At 31.5% G+C, this 23,144-nt stretch carries 22 protein-coding genes and 1 pseudogene; 7 read left to right on the forward strand and 16 right to left on the reverse strand.

Annotated features, from left to right (window positions below; all coding sequences use genetic code 11):
- Positions 1–38: 38 nt before the first annotated feature.
- Complete coding sequence (gene bcp / locus AB3G36_RS15980) at positions 39–491, reverse strand: thioredoxin-dependent thiol peroxidase (protein WP_367754414.1); 453 nt, start codon at positions 489–491, stop codon at positions 39–41.
- Between the two features lie 334 nt (positions 492–825).
- Here bcp and nth point away from each other — a divergent pair, with 334 nt between their 5' ends.
- Positions 826–1,476, forward strand: a complete 651-nt coding sequence (gene nth, locus AB3G36_RS15985) for an endonuclease III (RefSeq protein WP_367754416.1) — start codon at positions 826–828, stop codon at positions 1,474–1,476.
- Positions 1,477–1,752: 276 nt separating this feature from the next.
- Here nth and AB3G36_RS15990 read toward each other — a convergent pair whose 3' ends face one another.
- From AB3G36_RS15990 to AB3G36_RS16000, 3 genes are all read right to left on the reverse strand, one after another.
- Positions 1,753–2,337, reverse strand: coding sequence for an RNA polymerase sigma factor (locus tag AB3G36_RS15990; protein WP_367754418.1), 585 nt, complete (start codon positions 2,335–2,337; stop codon positions 1,753–1,755).
- A gap of 317 nt (positions 2,338–2,654) precedes the next feature.
- Positions 2,655–3,410 carry a family 16 glycosylhydrolase gene (locus tag AB3G36_RS15995; protein WP_367754420.1) on the reverse strand — a complete coding sequence of 252 codons (756 nt, stop codon included), beginning with the start codon at positions 3,408–3,410 and terminating at the stop codon, positions 2,655–2,657.
- A gap of 6 nt (positions 3,411–3,416) precedes the next feature.
- Complete coding sequence (locus AB3G36_RS16000; RefSeq protein WP_367754422.1) at positions 3,417–3,590, reverse strand: fibronectin type III-like domain-contianing protein; 174 nt, start codon at positions 3,588–3,590, stop codon at positions 3,417–3,419.
- Between the two features lie 282 nt (positions 3,591–3,872).
- Here AB3G36_RS16000 and uvrA point away from each other — a divergent pair, with 282 nt between their 5' ends.
- Entirely contained in the window at positions 3,873–6,659 is a 2,787-nt protein-coding gene (uvrA, locus tag AB3G36_RS16005) for an excinuclease ABC subunit UvrA (RefSeq protein ID WP_367754424.1), read from the forward strand.
- Between the two features lie 83 nt (positions 6,660–6,742).
- Here the strand turns inward: uvrA and AB3G36_RS16010 are convergent, their stop codons facing one another.
- The 5 genes from AB3G36_RS16010 to AB3G36_RS16030 all read right to left on the reverse strand — a co-directional run bounded on the left by AB3G36_RS16010 (position 6,743) and on the right by AB3G36_RS16030 (position 13,030).
- Positions 6,743–7,039 (reverse strand): hypothetical protein, encoded by a 297-nt coding sequence (locus AB3G36_RS16010; RefSeq protein ID WP_367754426.1) that lies wholly within the window; start codon positions 7,037–7,039, stop codon positions 6,743–6,745.
- Positions 7,040–7,418: 379 nt separating this feature from the next.
- Positions 7,419–8,888, reverse strand: a complete 1,470-nt coding sequence (locus AB3G36_RS16015; protein WP_367754428.1) for a lipopolysaccharide biosynthesis protein — start codon at positions 8,886–8,888, stop codon at positions 7,419–7,421.
- Between the two features lie 36 nt (positions 8,889–8,924).
- Complete coding sequence (locus tag AB3G36_RS16020) at positions 8,925–10,217, reverse strand: glycosyltransferase family 4 protein (protein ID WP_367754430.1); 1,293 nt, start codon at positions 10,215–10,217, stop codon at positions 8,925–8,927.
- Positions 10,218–10,268: 51 nt separating this feature from the next.
- Complete coding sequence (locus AB3G36_RS16025; RefSeq protein ID WP_367754432.1) at positions 10,269–12,698, reverse strand: YfhO family protein; 2,430 nt, start codon at positions 12,696–12,698, stop codon at positions 10,269–10,271.
- A 50-nt stretch (positions 12,699–12,748) separates the two neighbouring features.
- Positions 12,749–13,030 (reverse strand): DUF4834 family protein, encoded by a 282-nt coding sequence (locus AB3G36_RS16030; RefSeq protein WP_367754434.1) that lies wholly within the window; start codon positions 13,028–13,030, stop codon positions 12,749–12,751.
- A gap of 132 nt (positions 13,031–13,162) precedes the next feature.
- On the opposite strand from AB3G36_RS16030, the gene AB3G36_RS16035 reads away from it, so the two are divergent.
- From AB3G36_RS16035 to AB3G36_RS16050, 4 genes and pseudogenes are all read left to right on the forward strand, one after another.
- Positions 13,163–14,128, forward strand: a complete 966-nt coding sequence (locus tag AB3G36_RS16035) for a transporter (protein WP_367754436.1) — start codon at positions 13,163–13,165, stop codon at positions 14,126–14,128.
- A 192-nt stretch (positions 14,129–14,320) separates the two neighbouring features.
- A pseudogene (locus AB3G36_RS16040) lies at positions 14,321–15,514 on the forward strand (C10 family peptidase).
- A gap of 13 nt (positions 15,515–15,527) precedes the next feature.
- Entirely contained in the window at positions 15,528–16,034 is a 507-nt protein-coding gene (locus tag AB3G36_RS16045) for a hypothetical protein (protein WP_367754438.1), read from the forward strand.
- A gap of 124 nt (positions 16,035–16,158) precedes the next feature.
- The gene (locus AB3G36_RS16050; RefSeq protein ID WP_367754439.1) at positions 16,159–17,277 is read left to right on the forward strand and encodes a GTP cyclohydrolase; all 1,119 of its coding nucleotides are present in this window, start codon (positions 16,159–16,161) and stop codon (positions 17,275–17,277) included.
- 72 nt (positions 17,278–17,349) lie between these two features.
- Here the strand turns inward: AB3G36_RS16050 and AB3G36_RS16055 are convergent, their stop codons facing one another.
- Positions 17,350–17,817: a hypothetical protein gene (locus AB3G36_RS16055; protein WP_367754441.1), complete on the reverse strand. Its 468-nt coding sequence runs from the start codon at positions 17,815–17,817 to the stop codon at positions 17,350–17,352.
- A gap of 105 nt (positions 17,818–17,922) precedes the next feature.
- Positions 17,923–19,185 carry an aminotransferase class I/II-fold pyridoxal phosphate-dependent enzyme gene (locus tag AB3G36_RS16060; protein WP_367754443.1) on the reverse strand — a complete coding sequence of 421 codons (1,263 nt, stop codon included), beginning with the start codon at positions 19,183–19,185 and terminating at the stop codon, positions 17,923–17,925.
- Positions 19,186–19,412: 227 nt separating this feature from the next.
- Here AB3G36_RS16060 and AB3G36_RS16065 point away from each other — a divergent pair, with 227 nt between their 5' ends.
- The gene (locus AB3G36_RS16065) at positions 19,413–20,216 is read left to right on the forward strand and encodes an NYN domain-containing protein (protein ID WP_367754445.1); all 804 of its coding nucleotides are present in this window, start codon (positions 19,413–19,415) and stop codon (positions 20,214–20,216) included.
- 25 nt (positions 20,217–20,241) lie between these two features.
- Here the strand turns inward: AB3G36_RS16065 and AB3G36_RS16070 are convergent, their stop codons facing one another.
- The 5 genes from AB3G36_RS16070 to AB3G36_RS16090 are packed head-to-tail and all read right to left on the reverse strand — an operon-like array spanning position 20,242 to position 23,093.
- Positions 20,242–20,694, reverse strand: a complete 453-nt coding sequence (locus tag AB3G36_RS16070; RefSeq protein ID WP_367754446.1) for a hypothetical protein — start codon at positions 20,692–20,694, stop codon at positions 20,242–20,244.
- Between the two features lie 11 nt (positions 20,695–20,705).
- A complete protein-coding gene (locus AB3G36_RS16075) occupies positions 20,706–21,158 on the reverse strand; it encodes a hypothetical protein (protein ID WP_367754448.1) in 453 nt (150 codons plus the stop codon).
- Entirely contained in the window at positions 21,151–21,642 is a 492-nt protein-coding gene (locus tag AB3G36_RS16080; protein WP_367754450.1) for a hypothetical protein, read from the reverse strand. Before AB3G36_RS16080 ends, AB3G36_RS16075 begins: the two co-directional genes overlap by 8 nt.
- Positions 21,639–22,043 carry a hypothetical protein gene (locus AB3G36_RS16085; RefSeq protein WP_367754452.1) on the reverse strand — a complete coding sequence of 135 codons (405 nt, stop codon included), beginning with the start codon at positions 22,041–22,043 and terminating at the stop codon, positions 21,639–21,641. Before AB3G36_RS16085 ends, AB3G36_RS16080 begins: the two co-directional genes overlap by 4 nt.
- Positions 22,044–22,067: 24 nt before the next feature.
- A complete protein-coding gene (locus tag AB3G36_RS16090) occupies positions 22,068–23,093 on the reverse strand; it encodes a hypothetical protein (RefSeq protein ID WP_367754454.1) in 1,026 nt (341 codons plus the stop codon).
- Positions 23,094–23,144: the final 51 nt, after the last annotated feature.

Genomic DNA, 23,144 nt, shown 5'->3' on the forward strand with positions numbered 1-23,144 from the left:
TACGATACTGTCTATTTCTTGGCTCTTTTTTTATCTGCTTATTTCAGTATTTGATCAGCATGTTCTTTCGTTTTCACTTTTTCAATTACTTCATCAATAATTCCATTTTCATCAATTACAAAAGTGGTTCTATGAATTCCATCGTATTCTTTGCCCATAAATTTTTTAGGTCCCCAAACACCAAAAGCTTCAATAACTGATTTGTCTTCATCGGCCAATAACGGAAATGGAAGTTCATATTTTTCCTTGAACTTGGCTTGCTTGGCTTGAGCATCAGCACTTACACCTAACAAAGCATAATTATTAGCTTCAAAACGCGAAAAATTATCGCGTAAATCACATGCTTCTGCGGTACAACCTGGCGTACTTGCTTTTGGATAAAAGAAAACCACTAGCTTTTTTCCTTTATAATCGGCTAATTTATGTGGTTTTCCATCTTGATCTACTGCTGAAAATGCAGGCGCTTTATCTCCTTTTTTTAATGTTGTCATCGTTTTATTTTTTTTACCACTAAGATCACTTGGATTTTTCGCTAAGTTCACTAAGCTTTGAATGAAAATTTTATTATTTATGAATTCTTTTTGTTTGTTTTTTTTAACCGCAAAGTTCACTAAGAGTTTTATTGCGTTTTTATTTGAAGCCCCAGATGGAAGTGAAAAGCCCGGACTGAAAAAAACTATTTTTTTCTTGTCAAGAAGAGCGACCAGAGGAAGCTCCTTATTTGACATTAGAAAAAATGTTTTTTAAAGGAGGACTTATAACGAACAGCTGGATTAGGCACATCCAAAAAATTATTCTATTTTTACAAGATATAAATTTACAAAAATGACCAAGCAAGAACGTGTAACATTTGTTATAAATACGTTAAAAGAATTATACCCTACGATTCCTATTCCGTTAGATCACAAAGATCCTTATACTTTGTTGATTGCTGTTTTACTTTCGGCACAATGTACAGATGTTCGTGTGAATCAAATCACGCCTTTACTTTTTGCTAAAGCGGACAATCCGTATGATATGATTAAAATGTCAGTCGAGGAAATTAAGGAAATTATTCGGCCTTGTGGGCTTTCGCCAATGAAATCGAAAGGCATTCATGGTTTATCTCATATTTTAATAGACAAACACGGAGGCCAAGTACCACAAAGTTTTGAGTTTTTGGAGGAATTACCTGCCGTAGGGCATAAAACAGCAAGCGTAGTGATGTCACAAGCTTTTGGCGTTCCCGCATTTCCTGTAGACACACACATTCATCGCTTGATGTACCGATGGAATTTGACTAATGGTAAAAATGTAGTTCAGACTGAAAAAGATGCTAAACGTATTTTTCCAGAAGAAATTTGGAATGATTTACACCTGCAAATTATTTGGTACGGAAGGCAATATTCGCCAGCTAGAGGATGGGATTTAGAAAAAGACATTATTACTAAAACTGTAGGACGCAAATCTGTTTTAGCAGCGTACTATAAAAAATAAATTTCCCCAATTTGAAAATCAAAATAGGGAAATTTACTTCATACAAGTCATCTTAACTTAACCTTGTATATTGCTTTTAAAAAGCTAATTAGCTATTATTTCGAAGCTTTGATTCTTTACATTTATGATGCTCAAAGCTTTTGAATAATTCAATAAAAAAGAAACGATTTCTTTTTTTGGCTTCATTGTCGTGGTAACAAATGAATTCTTAGAGTAAATTTTTGCCATGTTATACTATTTGTTTTCTAATACAACGTTGCTTTTATTAATTTATTGTCAATTAGTTAAAACTATTTGATGTTTATCAATCACTTTTCTCAAATTCATTAAAGCATAACGCATTCTCCCTAAAGAGGTATTTATGCTTACACCTGTAATTTCTGAAATTTCTTTAAAGCTCATATCCTGATACATTCTCATAACCAAAACTTCTTTTTGATCGAGCGGTAATTCCTCTATTAATTTTCTGATGTCCTGCTCAACTTGCGCTGAAATTAATTGATTTTCAATTGTGGGAGAATCATCAGACATGATTGAAAAAATAGAAAACTCCTCTGTTTCTCTGAATAGGGGCATTTTTTTATTTTTTCTGTAATGATCAATGATAAGATTATGAGAAATTCTCATTACCCACGGCAAGAATTTACCTTCTTCGTTGTAAGAGTTTGATTTTAATGTTTTGATTACTTTAATAAAAGTGTCCTGAAAAATATCATTAGAAATATCTCTATCAGAAATCTTGGAATAAATAAATCCAAAAATTCTTGATTCATGCCTTTTTATTAATGTAGCCAAGGCATTTTCATTTCCTGATACATAATTTTGTACCAATAAAGCGTCTGGAAGTTCTAAATTAGCCATAGTTTTACCTTTTAGTTTAATTAAAAATTTTTCGAAATTTTTCTAAAAAAGTAGTTTTATGTATAGGCTAATTGTAGTTTTGTGTTAATAGATTGGTCAAATTTAACAAATATTTACTTGAAATTACAACTAAAGTTAAGAAAAAAATAACGCATTATATAAAAAATTCTTACTAATTGTTGTTTTTTTTTTAACCATCCAAAATTCAAATAATAATTAGCAGTTTTCTTAAACAATAGTCCCACAGTTAATTATAAAAAAAGAGATGATTTTACTTAACTAATATCAGGTCTTTTTTATTAAATATGAATTTAAATTTATTGATACACTTTTATATAATCTAAAATGAATTTTTTAGGAAAAATAGCGTCATCAACTTCAGGTCCACCAAAATTACCTCCAATAGCTAGATTAACAAGAAAATAAAACGGTTTATCAAAAGGCCAAGTATCTTCATTTTTGACTTCTGGATAAAAGGTATAAATCAAGATACCATCAACATAAAAATCCATTTTATCTTTTGTCCAATCGATACCAAATCGATGAAAGCCATCTTCAATGCATTCAATTTTAGTTTTCTTAGAATTTATAGAATTCCCATGACTATCTTGGGTATGTAAAGTGGTATAAACCATCTGCGGTTCTTTCCCAACGTATTCAAGTATATCAATCTCACCTGATTTTGGCCAACCTACTTCATCTATATTAGAACCTAGCATCCAAAATGCAGGCCAGATTCCTTGCCCAACAGGCAACTTAGCTCTAGCTTCAAAATAACCATACAAAAATTCTTTCTTGTCTTTCGTTGTTATTCGGGTAGAAGTGTATTTATTACCTTCTTTTTTAGCGGTAATTACTAGATTCCCATTTATTAATTCATGGTTCTCATTGGTATATAATTGCCTTTCATTATTACCCCATCCGCAATTAGGACAACCATTACCTAACTCTATGTTCCAAACTTTTTCATTTAATGATTTTCCTGAAAAATTTTCTTCCCAAACTAATTTTCGTTTGCCTTGCTGAGCAAAACCCAATTGCCCAATTATCAATAAGATTAAAAATTTATTCATTTCGTATTAATTAGTATATTGAAAATTAGATTCTAAAGTTGTAGCGGAGTTTCCTCCTATAAAAATCTTAAAATCACCCACCTTTGCTTCCCATTTAGAATTAGCAGTATAATATTGAATTGTATTTTGATTAATTACAAAAGTCACCGTTTTGGTTTCATTTGGTTGTAATTCTATCATCTCAAAGCCCTTTAGTTCTTTAAGAGGTCGAGCCACACTATCTAATGGACTTGTTTTGTTATTGTCCAATGTATTAATAACAATAATTTTTTGTTACAATTTATAAGTGTACTAACTCCTTTTCATTTATCAAAAGAGCTATCGCTTTTTTAACCCCGTCTAAAATAACAATATCATTCCATTATTTTCATCAAAAAGTTTGTAATTCCTAAAATTTGTGAATTGTTCACCCGCTTTTCCCCAATGAAAAATGATTACTTTTGTAAAAATATACCATTTCTTATGCAAGTTGATTTTTCCAAAATAGACCCCAAAAAAAACATTATAATTAAAGGAGCCGAGGTACACAATTTAAAAAGTGTAGATGTGGTAATTCCTAGAAACAAATTGGTAGTTATTACTGGACTTTCTGGTTCTGGAAAATCGAGTTTGGCTTTTGATACTTTGTATGCCGAAGGACAACGCCGCTATGTAGAAAGTTTATCTTCCTATGCAAGACAATTTCTTGGACGATTAGACAAGCCAAAAGTAGAATACATCAAGGGCATTGCTCCCGCTATTGCCATTGAACAAAAAGTAAATACGACAAATGCACGATCTACCGTTGGAACTTCTACGGAAATTTATGATTACATGAAATTGCTTTTTGCTAGAATTGGGAGAACATTCTCCCCTATTTCTGGTCAAGAAGTAAAAAAAAATACCGTTACAGATGTTATTACTGATGTACAAAATTTTACCCTAGATAGTAAATGGTTGCTTCTCGCTCCCATTCACCTAGAAGAAGGTAGGAAACTAGAAGACAAACTAAAGGTATTGTTACAACAAGGTTTTTCAAGAATCTTAGTTGACAATACAATGGTTCGTTTGGACGAAATTGATCAGCATTCATTAGATAATAAAGATATAACCCTTATTATTGACAGAATTGTAGTTAAAGAGGAAGAAGAGTTTTTTAATCGTCTTGCTGATGCCGTGCAAACCGCTTTTTATGAAGGAAAAGGAATTTGCTATTTACAGGAGTTAAACTCTGAAAAAAGATATTCTTATTCTAATAATTTTGAATTAGATGGAATAACTTTTTTGGAGCCCAATGTTCATTTATTCAGTTTCAACAATCCTTATGGAGCTTGTCCTGTATGTGAAGGATATGGAAACATTATAGGAATTGATGCTGAATTGGTTGTACCCAATACCACTTTATCAATATTTGAAAATGCTATTTTTCCTTGGCGTGGGGAAAGTATGAGTTGGTTTAGAGACGAATTAGTTAATAATGCATATAAATTTGACTTTCCTATCCACAAACCATTTTTTCAATTAACGGATGAACAAAAAGAATTAATCTGGACGGGTAACTCCTATTTTCAAGGACTCAATGATTTCTTTAAAGAATTAGAAGAAAAAAATTATAAAATTCAAAACCGCGTCATGCTTTCTCGTTACCGTGGTAAAACCAAATGCCATTCTTGTAAAGGAAAACGACTTCGAATTGAGGCCTCTTATGTAAAAATAAATGATAAAACGGTTTCGGATTTAGTGGATTTACCTATTAAACATTTAGTTGCTTTTTTTAAAGATTTAAAATTAGATGTTTATGAACAACAAATTGCTAAACGCTTGTTATTGGAAATCAATAACAGATTATCATTTTTAACCGAAGTAGGGTTGGATTATTTGACATTGAATCGAAATTCATCTACGCTATCAGGTGGTGAGTCGCAACGAATTAATTTAGCCACCTCTTTAGGAAGTAGCTTGGTTGGTTCCATGTACATTTTGGACGAACCTAGTATTGGGTTACACCCAAAAGACACAGAACGCTTGATAAAAGTATTGATTTCATTACGTGATTTGGGAAATACTGTAATTGTGGTGGAGCACGATGAAGATATTATGAAAGCAGCCGATATGATTATCGATATTGGACCGGAAGCTGGAACCTTTGGCGGTAAATTAGTCGCGCAAGGAACCTATAACGAAATCCTGAAGTCAACTTCTTTAACGGCTAAATATTTAAATGGCGAACTCGAAATCGCGGTTCCCAAAAAACGAAGACCATTTAAGAATTTTATAGAAATAAAAGGAGCGAGAGAAAACAATTTGCAAAATATTGATGTTACTTTTCCATTGGATGTATTAACGGTTATAACGGGAGTTTCTGGAAGTGGAAAAAGTACGCTTATTAAGAAAATTTTGTTTCCAGCGATGCAGAAAAAACTGGACAATGCAGGTGAAAAAGCAGGTCAGTTTAGTGAAATAAAAGGTTCGTTTTCACATATCAAACATATCGAATATGTGGATCAAAACCCAATTGGGCGAAGTTCCCGTTCTAATCCAGTAACCTATATCAAAGCATACGATGACATTAGAGAATTATTTGCCAAAGAAAAGTTATCTAAAATAAGAGGGTATCTACCCAAACATTTTTCTTTTAATGTAGATGGCGGCCGTTGTGAAACCTGTAAAGGAGAAGGCTCTATTAATGTTGAAATGGTATTTATGGCCGATGTACAATTACCATGTGAAACTTGTAATGGAAAACGATTTAAAAAAGAAGTCCTTGAAGTAGCATTTGCTGGCAAAAATATACATGATGTTCTAACACTGACTATTGATGATGCTGTCGCTTTCTTTGAAACTAATCAGCAACATAAGATTACTCAAAAACTAAAACCGTTACAAGACGTAGGATTGGGATATGTTCAATTAGGACAGTCCTCATCCACTTTGTCTGGTGGAGAAGCACAACGAATAAAACTAGCTTCTTTCCTTGTAAAAGGCGCTACAAAAGACAGAGCACTATTCGTATTTGATGAACCTACGACAGGGTTGCATTTTCATGATATCAAGAAACTATTAGCATCCTTTGATGCTTTAATTGAAAAAGGACATTCCATACTTGTAATTGAACACAATCTAGACCTAATTAAATGCGCCGATTGGATTATTGATTTAGGTCCTGAAGGTGGGGAAAATGGAGGGAAACTTTTAGCAGTTGGAACACCTGAACAAATTGTAAAAATAAAAGAATCCGTTACAGGTAAATATTTAAAAGATAAAATATAAGCTTTAACACTTGAGCAAAAAAAACTCCTATTCTGTTTAAAATTAAACAAGAATAGGAGTTTTTCTATTTTATAGACTAACTATTAACTAAAGCATTTATCTTCAAATGGATTACCATCTTCGTCAATAGCAATTAATATTACTTTTTCTTTATTAGACACACAATACAAATAAAACCATGGCAATGACCACAGTCCAAAAGTGATACATGAAATTAAAAAATTGAAATTATGGTTCACTTTTTTTCCCTTCTTTGATAAAACAGCAAAAGGTAACTTATCATTTCTTTCCACTACAGTAAAACCATTATTCATTTTTTCTTTCAAAATTTTCGTGAATTTAGAAAAATTTTCTTCTGGAGTAATTGTATTAATTTTCATCGCTATAAATGTTTTATTTACCTTGTAAAATCGTCAGCTGATCCTTTTATAAATATGATATAAAATTAAACAGTTTTTCTAGTTGCCACAATACCCACTTTTAGTGATATTTCAAAAAACTTTGCAAAGCATTAGAATCCGTTCTTACTAATTATTTACAAATGTATTTCTTATAAAAAGATAAAATATTACAAATTAAAACTATAAGTTTATAAAATTCACAGTAATCTAAAATACTGTATAGCATTAATTTAACGAGAGATACAAGAGTTACAAATAGGATTAAAAAAAGCAACTACAATTTGAGTTGTAGTTGCTTTTTTTAAAAAATTAATCAATCTGAAAAATATTTTTTAGATCCTCAAGATTTCGGGCCTAATTATATATTTATTTTTAACCTTTTTAAAAGATTATTTATCACTTGATTTATTTCGTTAGAAATGACAAATTTATAATTAAGGTAAACATATGAAATAGTTACCAGAATCGATTTTAACCCTATTGCAATAATGGGATTAAAGGGAAATTGCCAAAAATAAAATAATACAAATAATACAAGTGTTAGTGCCATTGAATATAAAGTTTGGTTTGTAAAAGGATACAAGTGCAATCGTTTTACTACAAACATTAATTTTGCCAAACTATATAACGTGATGGATAATAAAGTCGCAAAAGCAGAACCCAAAATTCCATAAATAGGAATAAAAATCATATTTAATCCAATAGTTAAAAAAACCAGTACTACTCCTAAAAACAAAACGGCACGATAGTATTTTGTATTGAAAATTATAGCATTATTGTTCCCCAATATTAAATCAAAATACTTGGATAACCCAATCATAAAGACAACTAATATACCACCGCTGTATTCCTTTGGAACCATTTCATACAGTTGACTTATGTTTACAAAAATGCACAACATTACAAACCCACCCACTACTTGTAAATTAATAGACGTTTTCTTGTACAAACTATTCATTTCTTCATGCTTGTCTTCGTGCATTAATTTTGCAGTTATTGGATACACAATTTGATGCATTGCACGACTAGGAACAGAAATAACTAGTGCAATATAGGTTGCCACAGAATAATAAGCTATATTTTCAATTTTAATGTATTGATTGAGCATTAGTTTATCAATATCTAAAAGTAAAGTAGCTACACTTCCAGATAAAATAATAAAAAAAGTATAGACCATAATTTCCTTCGCATTATGTGGAATGGAAAATTGAAAATTAGGTTTTTTTAAGTAAAAGGCATAAAGCATCGTTACAATAAATGCAACAAAATAAATCCCTGCGGTAACATAAACAAATTGAATAACCGAAATCCAATTATAATAAACTCCAACCAATGTCAATAATGAAAACGAACGCAAACCAACTTCTTTAATAAAATTACCAAAAACTGAATGCATATGAACCCTAGCCCATGCATAAAATATTTCGAAATAAGCCATGCATAAACCCGTAAATGGTATCAACCACAAATACTCTTTTACTATTGGATTTTCTTTTGATAAAAATTCTGAAATATCACTATAAAAAAACAATCCAATCAATAATAAGGGAATCGATAATAATAGTGGAAACAATACTGTAAAAGACAAAAATTTAGATTCTTCTTGTTCTGTTTTACATTGAGAATAAAATTTCACCAATGTATTTTGCATTCCAAAAGCTAAGATCGGCATAATAATACTGGAAGCCGAAAGAACATAATTAGTTAATGCATAATAAGTTGCTCCAAGAAAAAAGGGATATAAATATATTGTATTAATTGCACCAATACCAAAACCGATGTAGGTTATAATTGTGTTTTTTAAAGACTGATTTAAAACTATTCCCATTCTTTACTATTGCGAGACACCAATAATCTCTTTATGTTATTTATTAAGTAGCTGTACTAATTCTTTAGTCAAGTTTTTTCTGGAATATTTTTGTAAACCCACACCATTGGATTTTAATTTACCTTCTAAAAACTGATTATAAAAGTTCAAAAGTACACTTTTTAACTTCTCTTTTTCAGAATAGTTAAAGAACACTCCCGTATTTGTATTGGTAATAATTTCGGCAAAATCAGAATCTTTTGGACCAATTGCAATAATGGGTCTATTAGAAACCATATATTCGAATAATTTTCCAGGAATAATACTCTTAGTATCTTCAGAATCAATTTCGATCAGCAATAAAACTTGTGACTTTTTTTGATGAACAATTGCTTCCCCATGTGAAACATATCCTAAGTTTTTCAAATAAGGAACTAAATCAAAATTTTTAATTTCATCCAATACTTCTTGACTAACAGCCCCAATTAATTTTATTTCTAAATGTCTTTTAAAATCAGGTATTTCGTTCAGTAATTCTTTTATACTTTCCCATAAAATAATTGGATTTCTTTCGGATAAGAATGAACCAATGTGAGCCAAGCTAAACTTAGTATCTAATTCCTGATTTGCTATGGGTTCCACGTCATACCCATTGGTAATTACTTCAATCGGCTTTGTCGTTATTGCTTGAAATTCAGCTTTTGTACTTTTACTGGTAACAATAATGGTATCTGCAGTATTCAAAACCTGGTACTCTAACTCTTTATGTTTTTTTGCAGCATAATTCGATAAACGAAGTGATTTATGATATCCTATAGTGGTCCACGGATCACGGAAATCAGTAATCCATTTTAAATTTAGTTTTTGTTTTAATTCTAATCCTATAAGATGTAAACTATGTGGTGGTCCAGAAGTAATAATAGTATCAATAGTATTCTCGGCAATGTATTTTTCTAAAAAAGAAACAGACGGTTTAACCCAAAATACACGAGCATCAGGAATAAATAAATTACCTCGAATCCATAGGAACGTTTTGTCTAAAAAAGACTGTTTTTTTTGATTTGGAATTATCCCTGAACTTATCTTTTTGGTTTTAGATCTAGAAAAAAAAGATGCCAATTGATATGGCTCAAAAATTTTATGTTTTAAAATAACTGTAGCAGCCGAAACTTCTTTTTCTAAATCAGTATCCACAATAGGATACGTTGGGTTTTCAGGAATGTAAATAATGGGTTGAACTCCAAATTCTGGTAAATATTTTACAAATTTTAACCAGCGTTGCACACCTGGACCTCCAGCTGGTGGCCAATAGTACGTTATAATTAGAACTTTTTTAGTTTCAGCTTCCAAGTTTATAGTTTAAAGTTAAATAGATTATTCTATCTGCAAAATCTGAAATCGTTAATCAACAATCTTAGATCCATTTTTTCTTTCAAAATAAACTCCGCCTATTACCAATAATAACATTCCAGCTAAACTAATTAATGTTATAATACTTCCGGTTTTAATTACTTGTGGCTCAAATTTGAACTCAATTGTATGTTCTCCTCCCGGTACAATCATGGCTCTCAATACATAATCAACAGGAAAATGATCTGTTTTAACACCATCAATATAGGCATTCCAACCATTTTCATAATAAATTTCAGAGAAAACGGCTAGACCTTCTTTTCCATTTGTAGATGTATACTTTATATAATTAGGTTTGTAAACCTTTAATTTAATAGTCCCTGAAGTATCTAAGTTTCTTTTTAATCTGGCATTTTTAAATTTATCTCCATACAGATGAATATTGAAAATAGCGGCTCTTTTTGTATCGATTTTATCCAACATTTTCATTTCATCATTGGCTTTATTCACCAACTTAACATCATTTACAAACCAAGCATTACCATTGGCATCTGGATTAACAATTGGAAATTCTTTTCCTTCCTTATCCGTTTGAATGACATACTTTACATTTAGCATATTCAGTATATCCAAATTGTTTTTAGCCAGTTGATAATCAAATAATTGTTGCACTCTTCTAGGCCTTACAGCACTATACCCTCCAATTGACTTATGAAAATAAGAAGTCCTTGCTCCCATTAAATCTCCAGCCTCAAAAACACGGTAATGCGTAGTGTCCTTTAAAATTTGAGTATCAGAAGGTTTTTCATGGAAAGGAACTTCAACATCTCTTCCACTAACAAAATCTTTAGCTGAAACATATTTTTTATCTACAAAAAACAAATCCGAAACCATAAATAATCCTACCAAAATGATGGCAGTATTTTGAGCTATTTTATTTTTAATGAATAACCATAAAACGCCAGCTACTAATAGAATAAAAAATCCAGATCGCAACAAGTCCGCACTATACAAACTCATTCGGTCGCCTTTTAGTGCCTCTACAAATTGTGGTCCGTAACTTTCTAAATAATACCCATCATTTGCGCTAGAAAAGCTAAACATGCTTTTGCATAAAAACAAAATCAAAATTATTCCTAAACCTAAAGTTCCTGATTCTAATAACCCTTTAGTTTGTTTCTCTTTTTCTAATTTAAAGAATGATTGCAACCCCATTATAGCTAAAACAGGAAAACACAACTCTAGTATAACTTGTATTGATGAAACAGCCCTAAACTTATCATACATAGGTACATAATCAATAAAAAAGTTGGTCAGTAACGGGAAGTTTTTACCCCAAGAAAGTAACAATGATACAACTGCTCCTGAAAGAAAAACATATTTAATTTTACGTTCATCAATAAACAAAGCTAAAATTCCTAAAAAGAAAACAACAACTCCTATATAAGCAGGTGCTGCAACAATAGGCTGGTCACCCCAATAGGTAGGTAGTCCCATTGTGAAATCGGCGGCTTGCCCTTCTGGAACGCCCTGACTAATCATGAATTCATACATTTTACTATCAGTCCCAACTGCTTCATGATTAGAACCTCCAAATAATCTTGGAGCTATCAAATTGAAACTTTCAGTAACTCCATAACTGTATTCAGTAATATAATCACGTGTCATAGCACTATTGGTAGTGTTTTTAGAACCATCAGGATTGTATGTTAGTTCACTTTTCCCACGAATACTAAAATTTGCATATTCAGAGGTTGCTAAAAGATTAGTAGCATTAGCTCCAATAGCAAAAATACCAGCAACGGCTAAAACTCCTAAAGATTTTAAAATCGCATTATACTCCTTGATTTTTACATCCAAATAAATAAAATAACCAGAAAGTATCAACAAGAATATTAATAAGTAATAGGTCATTTGAAAGTGGTTTGCATTGATTTCCAATGCAGTTGCAAACATAGTAAGCAATCCTCCAACAACATGTTTTTTTCTATAAACCAAAATAAATCCAGCAATCACAAGTGGCATATACGCAATCGCATGAGCCTTGGCATTGTGACCAACACCCAATATTATAATTAAATAAGTAGAAAAACCAAAAGCTAAAGCACCAAAGAAAGCTTTTAACGGATCCGTTTTAAGAACTAATAACAGTCCGTAGAACCCCAGAAAATACAAAAATAAATAATCGGCAGGACGCGGTAAAAATCGTAAAACATCATCTATTGCCCCAATAAAATCATATGGATATTTAGCTCCTAATTGGTACGTAGGCATCCCTCCAAATGAAGAGTTCGTCCAATATGGTTCTATATGATCGGAGGCTCTAAAGTCATTTTGCTCCTTAGCCATTCCAGTATATTGAGCAATATCTGATTGGTAAATTTGTTTTCCCTGTAATACCGGATAAAAATAAAGAAGTGAGACAATTAAAAAACCAACAATGGCTAGCGCGTGAGGATAGAACTTATTTACTATTTTCAATTTTCGAGAGTTTATTTTTTTTAAATATGTGTATGTAAACGAGGACAAATTTAATCTATTTCTTCGTAATCAACATATTCTCCTACTTTTTTAGTTTCCCGAGGATTTTTTTCGTTTTTAGTATCATAAATTACTTCATCATTCGTTGGTGATTGATTCCATGAAGTACCCTGAGAACGTTGCTGTTCCTGTTGAAAATTTTGCCCTGCTTTTTCCACTACTTTTTTAACTAATAGAGGCAAAAATAACTTTGCTAAAAACTTAAATATGTAATAGAAAGCAAGTATGTAAAACAATGTTCTTATAAAACCTGTAAAAGAGGCAGTTTGCATAATATAATATTTTTTACAAAATTAATAAATCCATCCCGAAACTTCGGGACAAAATTAAAATATCATTCTTAAATAAATGATAAAATATAGTACATTTGAAATGCGTTATTACTTTTAAACCCAAAAAATAATATGTCAAAACTTAAAACAGCCCTTCTTTTTGTCCTAATTACACTTCCCAGTTTTAATTATGGACAGCATACCGATCAAATAAATTCTAATAGACCCGGCAAAAGCATGTCCGCATTTGCAGTAGGAAAATCAGTTTTCCAAATTGAATCGGGACTATACGGAATTAAGGAAAACCACAGATTGCTTGGATATGATGCCAAAGGTTTTGGTTTAGATTTCACCCTTAGATGGGGATTGTTCATGGAAAAATTAGAATTAATAGCAGATTTACAATATCAAAATGAAAAATTTACAACACCTTATAGTGTTGTCGATAAAAAAGCATTAAAGCAAACCGTTTTAGGTGCAAAATATCTAATTTACGATCCATTCAAAAATTATGAGAAAAAAGTAAACATTTACAGTTGGAAAGCCAACCACAAATTTGACTGGCATCAAATGATTCCTGCCGTATCTGTTTTTGCTGGAGCTAACCTCAGCTTTTCTGATAATCCGTATTCTTTCACTAATCAAGCCAGTATTTCTCCAAAAATAATGCTGATCACTCAAAATCATTTAGGTGACGGTACTTGGGTTTTTGTTACTAATATTATAGCTGATTACATTTCAACTGATTATCCTAGTTATGGTTACGTTTTAACTTTAACCAAAGGATTCAATGATCAATGGTCTGGATTTGTCGAAAATCAAGGCTTTAAAAGTGATTTTTACAGCGATGCTATTGTTCGTGGGGGAGCAGCCTATTTATTAAATAAAGACATGCAAATTGACGCATCGATAAGCACTAATTTTAAAGATACGCCAACCGTTCTCTATGGCGGAATTGGTTTTTCTTGGCGCTATGATGCCAATTATCAAGAAGTTAGAATGAGTCTTGACAAAGGCGGAAATAAAAAAACGAAGTCTCAAAAGAAAGTAGAGAAAAAGAATAAAAAACGCAAAGACGAAATAGAAAACACACAATAATATTTCGTAATTCAATAAAAATATAAGAAATATTTTACTAGAATATATTTATCATTAAGATAATTAACTACATTTGAAACACTTAAATACCACATTTTAATTTTTTAATGATAACAATTAAACTATATAAAATGAAACAAAACAGAACAGAACAGAACAGAACAGAACAGAACAAGTTATAAACTTGTCAAAATGTTGAAAAAATCAACATTACTATTGTTTTTAGGAATTACTTTTTTAATTTCTTGTAGTAAAGACGATAATCGAGATCGTAGATTATACACTTCTAATGAAGTTAATAAAAGTACGGCTATTGATATCGCTCAATATTTTTTCAAAAACAGTAATTCTAAGGCTGGCAAAGGAGTAGATAATACAAAGACAATTAAAGACATTACCACCTACAAAACGCTTAAAAACGAAACTGCTTTTTATGTGATTAATTACAACCAAGGTGGTTTTATAGTAATAGCTGCAGATAATAGAATTAGTCCCATTTTAGCATTTTATGATATTGGCAAATTTAACACAAACCTTACCGAAACGCCAGAGCCAGTTATCGAATGGATGGAAAGCGAAAAAGAGCAGGTTCAATATACTATAGACCATAATCTTAAACAGAGTAAAAACATTGCTTTAGAATGGAGAAAAATAACAACTGACATCAATGAAACTGGTCCAAGCCAACCATTAAAAAGTATTACGGGAAGAATAGATCCAGACCCAACTCCTTGTGCAGATTTATATATTACTAAAGGCCCTTTACTAAAAACATCCTGGGACCAATGGGGTAATGGTTTTAATAATTTAATTCCATATGATTGCCCTTCTAACCCTGGAGGAAAAGCACCAACTGGATGTGTAGCAACTGCAATGGCACAAATACTATTCTATTTCAAAAAACCAAATACTTACAATTGGTCAAATATGCCCACAACATATGGAACTTATGATACTCAACTTTTAATGAAAGATGCTGGTTTATCGGTAAATATGCAATACAACTGTGAAGGTTCTGGAGCATACGCGATAAATATTGTTCCTGCTTTAAAAAATACTTTTGGATATTCGAATGCATCATATACTACAACTTATAGCTCAACTCTGATTACTGATAATATCGACACTAATAAACCTGTCTTACTAGGAGGATTTCCATCCTCTGGAAGTGGACATGCTTAGGTTTGCGACGGATATCAAAGAAACACATATTATGAACGAGACAATCTTGGAAATTGTACTGGATTTGCTACAACTACATTATATTTAAATATGAATTGGGGATGGGGAGGTCAGAACAATGGATATTATGCATATAACAATTTTAACCCAGGAACTTCTTCTTATAATAACAATCGTACTATTATATACAATATAACACCTTAAAATCTAATTTATTATGAAAAAAATTTTTATTCTTGCTGCCGTAATACTATGTATTTCCTGCAATAACGATGTTGAAAGCAAACAGGCTACCTTAATTTCTGCGAATATCAATGTGTACCTTAAAAATAGTGCTGGTGAAAACATTTTAAACACAGATAAATATCCCGAAAATAACATTAGTATAAAATACCTAATAGCTGGAAAAGAACTTGGTTATGGTTATGATACACCCAGTGCTATACTAGACAATCCTAAAGGTTTTTTTCTTGGCATACTGTCTGAAAACGAAACCGGAAAAGGAATGCGTGTCTTTTTAAATAGCGATGCTTCCGAAGAGTATCCTATTACTTATATTCATTGGAATTCTATAGAAACTGATATTATCAAAACAAAATATAAAAGAGGAAATGGAAATGATGGTACTTACGTTATATTAGAAAAAGTTTGGTTAAATGATGTTTTAGTTTGGGAAGTTGAAAAACAAGGTCAAACAAATAATAATATCACGATAGTCAAATAAAATAAATAGCTATTTTCAAACTCAAAAGCCCATTAATTTGGGCTTTTTTTTATGTCGTATTTTTTAATTCTTAGAAAGATAGCTATATTCGTGGTATCGTCTTAAAAACAAAACATTTTTCTTAATGATTACAATAAAAGAAGCCATTACAAAAAAGGAAATGACGGATTACATCAAATTTCCTTTTTCCCTCTATAAAAACAACGAATTCTGGGTTCCACCCATTATTGCTGACGAACTAGAATCATTTGATAAAGCTAAAAATCCTGCATTCGAAAATGCCGAAGCGTATTTTTACATCGCCTACAAAAACAATGAAATTGTAGGTCGAATTGCCGCAATTGTGAATTGGAGCGAAGTAAACGATCAACAAAAAAAGAAAGTCCGTTTTGGTTGGTTTGATGTTATAAATGATATCGAAGTGACTAAAGCCTTGCTTGAAAAAGTATACGAATTAGGCCGAAAAAACAATCTAGAACATGTTGAAGGCCCAATGGGTTTTTCTAATCTAGATAAAGTAGGAGTGCTTACTGAGGGATTTGACCAACTGGGCACTATGATTACTTGGTACAATCACCCGTATTATGCAAAACACTTTGAGCAATTGGGTTATGTGACTGAAAAAGAATACATAGAAAGCAAATTCCCTTTTGAAAATGTAAAACCAGAATTTTTTGAAAAAGCTAATGATTTAGTAAAAAGAAGGTACCAGTTAAGTCCGCTAAATTTCAAGACTACTAAAGAGGTTATGCCACATGTAGATAAAATGTTTGATTTATTCAATGCTTCTTACGCTTCTTTATCTTCATTTGTGGCTATTTCAGATACTCAAAAAGAATATTTTAAGAAAAAATACATTAGTTTAATCAATCCGGAATATATTAAATTTGTGGAGGATAAAGACCACAATATAGTTGCTTTTAGTATTGTTATGCCTTCTTTTTCTAAGGCATTACAAAAAGCAAACGGGAAATTATTTCCTTTTGGATTCATCCATTTGCTAAAAGCTAAAAAGCAAAGTAAGGATATGATTTTTTACCTCATCGGCGTACATCCTGATTTTCAAAATAAGGCCGTTACCGCTATAATATTTAATGAATACTATCATACATTCAAAGAAAAGGGAATAGTAAACTGTTTTAGAACACCTGAATTAGCTGATAATATTGCTGTTCACAATTTATGGAAACATTTTAACCCTAAGATCCATTGCCGGAGAAAAACTTTCCGAAAAAATCTTTAATAAAACAATAAATAGAAAATCCATCAACACAGCTGATGGATTTTCTATTTATATTTGGTTACAAACACTGAATTACATTTTACAATCTACTTTTGATAAAATAGTCTTTCCATCAAAATTTAATTTTTTCACATCTTTAAAGATTACTTCCCCCTTATTATCATCGATAACTGCTCCATACCCTTCCACATAATTATTTCCTTTTTTCAAGAAAACAACTTGACGAATTGAAGTTACACCTTCAGACATAAAAGTATAATCGGCATAAAGGGTATCATTTTTTATTTCCCCAACCAATGTTCCAAAATTTTTATCCTTTTCATAAAAAACATAGCTTAATTTCCCTGAAACCTGTTGATCTCCCTTTATATCCAAAGTCATATTAACCGTATCTTTTTTAATAACGGCGCTATAACATTCCTGAGAACTGGATGTATCAACAACAGCCTTTTCTGGTAGAGTTTTAGTCTCTTTTTTTTCTTTTTTACAGGAAACAAAAACACTCCCTAATAAAATACTTAATAAAATTACTTTTCTCATCAATCATTTAGTTTTTATAAATGTACAAATTCTTACATTAAATGAGTCCAAAAAAAAAACATCAGCGATTGCTGATGTTTTTTATACTATTATAACAGTAAAGAATTAAGCGTCTAAATCTACTTTAGTTCTAGATGCAATTTCTTTGTATGTACCGTTTTCTAATTTTTCACGTATTGCTTCAAATGCTACCAATGTTTCATCAATATCTGATAATGTATGAGATGCTGTAGGTATCATTCTTAACAAGATAATCCCTTTTGGAATCACCGGATAAATAACAATTGATAAGAAAATACCGTAGTTTTCTCTCAAATCATTTACCATAACCATAGCTTCAGGTACACTTCCTTCAAGATAAACTGGAGTAATACAGGTATTTGTATCACCAATATTGAAATTTCTTGAACGCAATCCCGTTTGCAATGCATTTACGTTTTCCCAAAGTTTATCTTTCAATTCTGGGTGGTTACGCAACAATTCTAAACGTTTCAATGAACCCAGAGTTTGGATCATTGGCAACGATTTAGCAAACATTTGAGAACGTAAATTGTATTTCAAATAATCAATAATTTCTTTATCCGCAGCTACAAAAGCACCAATGTTCGCCATTGATTTTGCAAAAGTTGAAAAATAAACATCAATATCATCTTGAACTCCTTGCTCCTCACCTGCTCCAGCTCCTGTTTTACCAAGAGTACCAAAACCGTGTGCATCATCAACTAGTAAACGGAAATTGTATTTTTGCTTCATAGCAACAATCTCTCTCAATTTTCCTTGTTGTCCACGCATTCCAAAAACACCTTCAGTAATAAATAAAATACCCCCACCAGTGGTTTCAGCCATTTTAGTAGCACGTTGCAGGTTTTTTTCCATACTTTCTAAGTCATTGTGCTTATAAGTAAAACGTTTCCCCATGTGCAAACGAACTCCATCAATAATACAAGCATGTGAATCAACATCATATACAATGATATCATTTTTAGTAACCAAAGCATCAATAATAGACACCATTCCTTGGTAACCAAAATTCAATAAATAAGCTGATTCTTTCATTACAAAAGTAGCCAATTCTTCCTCTAATTGTTCATGGTATTTCGTATGTCCACTCATCATTCTCGCTCCCATAGGATAAGCTGCACCAAACTGAATTGCTGCATCTGTATCCGCTTGTCTCACCTCAGGGTGATTCGCTAAACCTAAGTAGTCATTCAAACTCCAATTCAAAATATCTTTTCCGCCAAACTGCATTCTAGGCCCTAATTCTCCTTCTAGTTTTGGAAAAACAAAATATCCCTCTGCTTGTGAAGCCCATTTTCCTAATGGCCCTTTATTGTTTTGAATTCTTTCGAATAAATCCTTTACCATAATATATTTAAGTAATAATTTTAATTTTAAGAAGTTGCAAAAATAAATATTTATATTTTATAAAAGTCTTGAAAGTAAATTTATTTTTTGTAGCTATTCCTGCTATTCACTATATCTTTTACTTTTTTAAAGAAAAAAAGTAAAAGGATGCCGTTCCTATCAGGGCTAAAAATTCGATTCCAATAATAAACTTTGTATATTTGAATAATATTTCAACTCAATTATAGATGTCACAAAATCCAACAGAATTAAAACTAGCTGTCCTTATTGACGCTGACAATGTTCCTTATAGTAATGTAAAAGGAATGATGGAAGAAATTACGAAGTACGGAACTCCAACAACCAAACGTATTTACGCCGACTGGACGCGTCCAAATGCTGGAGGATGGAAAGGGGTTTTATTAGAACATGCCATTACTCCTATCCAACAATACAGCTATACCTCTGGAAAAAATTCTTCTGACTCCGCATTAATTATCGATGCCATGGATTTATTATATTCTGGGAAACTGGATGGTTTTTGTATTGTTTCCAGCGATAGTGATTTTACACGCCTGGCCATACGCTTGCGTGAATCCGGTATGAAAGTCATTGGAATTGGAGAACAAAAAACACCAAAACCATTTATAAGTGCTTGTGATAGATTTGTATTTATCGAAGTTTTGGATGGAGCCATCAAGAAAAACATACCAAAAAGAACTTCTGACACAGAAACTAAAAAAATCATCGAGAAGAGCACTACAAAAGCGACCGAGAAAAACACTCAAAAACCATTGAGCAAAATTGACGAACCAACCATTGACCTTATCGAAGACTCCATTGATGATATTGCCGATGATAGTGGCTGGGCTTTCCTTGGAGATGTAGGAAATCTAATTGTCAAGAAAAAACCCGAATTTGACCCTAGAAATTATGGATTTACAAAACTGACACCAATGCTAAAATCTTTAACTGACATCCTCGAAATTGACGAAAGAGATTCTGACAAAAAAGGCATTAAGCACGTTTATGTTCGACTGCGTTATAATTAAATCAGTTTCTTGAAGATTTAACTACTTATTTCTTTTTAAGTTTATTGATAATTTTTAAAAGCGCTTCCCGATTTTTGGCTTCGTGGTAAAATCTGGGCAATTTTTCTAAAAGGGTAAAATGTGTTCGGTCTTTGTGCTCTCTAAGTGTTGCTGTAATATACCGTTTTAAATACACCAAGTGTTCGTCATTATAGGCAAAAAAAACAGTTTCCTTAAAAGACATTTGTAACCATAACTCGGCATCAAAATAAATATGTGCGGCAATAATCAAATTTCCTTGGTTTCCTAAAACGGTACTAGTCGTTGTTTTTTCTTTGTTATAACCACAATGTACGCAAAACAATCGAGCGGTTTTAGTTTCATAATTCGCACTTGCTATGGCTTTTTTACCACATGATATACAAGATACCCAAACTTCTTGTTGAAAGTCAGTCAAGCGCAGATTTTGGTCTTGAAAACGGTTATTTGGCTCTATCATTACTGTCTTTTCTAGTGTGTATTTTGTTCTATTTTTATTTTATAATAATTAACACAAAAATAAATCCTGTCAATCAAAAAACTGGCGTTTTGGTAGAAATAATGTTTTTCCATTTTAGCTTGTCTCGAATTTAACTGTTGTTGCTCCATATCCGTTTTTACTAAAATTACCGATTGTAAAACCAAATCGTATTTCCGTAACAGTATCTTTATTTCGTCTTGTCTATCGGATAAAACTAAATGTAACTGCTTATCAAACAACTTTTTATTCTGAGTTCCTAAACCAATTAAACTATCTAATTTTGTCATTTTTACCGCTCCTTGATTGACATTATTAGGAATACTTTCTCGAAGTGCTTGTATATAATCTTTTACTTCCCATAAGGAATCAATTGTGGTGCGACTTTGTGCCTTTACAAAAGCAACGGTAAAAATCAAAAATGTAATAAAAACATGTTTAATCATACCAATGTGATATTGTTATTGTGTAGCCTTCCTTTTTAAATAGTTCAACCAATTCATTGCCCAAGTATTCATTATTTTTTTGATTGCAAAATTGTGTTCTAAAATAGGTTTGCGTTTGTGTGCTGGTATCTTTTGTACCATCACTATGATAATTAGTATCGGTAATTTTTACCTTATCGTTGGTTTCAAGCAAGACACAAATATCCTTACCGATACTTATAATATCTTTCAAAGCCACTTCTTGTTTCCTAATATAATAGACATCGCCGTTATACATTTTGTGATTGGTTTGATAACTCAATACTTTGTTTTGATCTATTTTAAATTCTTGTACCACAACCAAAGTATCACCACTAAAATAAGGATTTCTGGATTGTTCTTTTAGCTCGATTTTTAGTTCTTCGTTTAATCGTTTTTCTAGTTTGCTTGGTTTTTGGGCAAAAGAGAAAAATGGGATTAACAGAATGAAAAGTAGTTTTTTCATTGTTTTGATGCGTTATATTGTTTTTGAGGTGGATTTTTTGGCGCGGGCATACTTATATATTTTATTGTATATCCCTTACTTTTAAAATCGTTGATTTTAAAATTCCTGCTTTCAACTTCCGAAGCATACCATTTTGCATTCGTAGTACTCATCCATTTAAATGCTACAAAATATGTATTTGGGACCCTATTTTGCCAGCCCATCAATTCTACAAAACCATAACGCCAAGCATCAGGGTTGTTATACTTTTCTTCAATTACCACATTTTGTAACTCAGTTAAATACATTGTTTTATTTGTAAAATCGGTGGCATAAAACCAGGCTTCGCCTTTGGCTTGAGAAAAAGATTGCACTGATAGAACCATTAATAATGCTGTAATGAGTATTTTTATAGTTTTCATGAATAAATTTTTAAACCACATTATCTATTCTCCAAAAGGATCTTTGTCTTCAGAATCTAATTCTTTAAGTCGCTCAAATGCTTTAGTTAATCTTGCAATCTCTTTAGTATATTGTTCCTTAAATGGTAATTCATTGCCAAAACTAGCTCCACTACAATATTTACTCCAAGGCAAATAAATTCTAAAAGTAGTGCGAACATTATTTTCAGAATGTTTAAAGTTGACTTCAAGATAATTCAACACCATGTTGTTTGCTCCTGTATAAGCTCCTATACCGATATAGTCAAAATATTTAAAATAAATTTTTTCTGAAATCTCACTATCTGAAGAATATAATTTATTCTCACCCGACCCTTGATTATTCCAGCTATATTTTTGATAAAAAGTTTTAAATGAATAATTCTTATCATAAGAATTATATTTTAAACCGTTATTTCCATACTCGGACCAGTTATATCCATAATATTCATTCTTGCCAGTTTTGGAAAAATCACAGATTACAGCAACAGTCTTCCCATCGTAAGTGACCATTTTATTTATATAATCAATTGTTTCTTCTCGTGTTAATTGAACCTTACTTTCAGTGGCTACAGGTTTGCTAAACAAGTCATTTTCCTTTATACAAACTGTTTTTAAATACCTTAATGCCCTTGCCACCTTTTGAGCATCAGCATCAGTTGCATAGGTAATTCCATAACCTGCAGAAACATTTAGACCGTTAAAATGAACTAAAAATTTATAAGCTCTTATTCCATCAGGGTAGTCAACTTTTTGTACTAAATCGAAAATGTTAAAAATGATATTGAACTTATTGTCATCAAATTTTTGATCTGTTGTAAACTCAATTCTTCCATTTTTTTCAATTTTGACGTCCTTAAGATAATAGCCTTTAACCCGACTATAAGCATCCAAAGCTCCCGGATACATCACCCTGCCTTTTGTGTTTTTTATAATATAGTCTACAGTTTGTTCAAAAGTGGGATTGCTTTGTGCATATGCGTTTGTAAAAGCAAAAATCAGTATAAAAATGGTGATAATTTTTAGTTTCATAGATTTATAGATTATTATTCTAAAAAAATGTTTTTTTTTTTTTTTTAAATT

Source organism: Flavobacterium sp. WC2430 (assembly GCF_040822075.1).
Taxonomy (GTDB): domain Bacteria; phylum Bacteroidota; class Bacteroidia; order Flavobacteriales; family Flavobacteriaceae; genus Flavobacterium.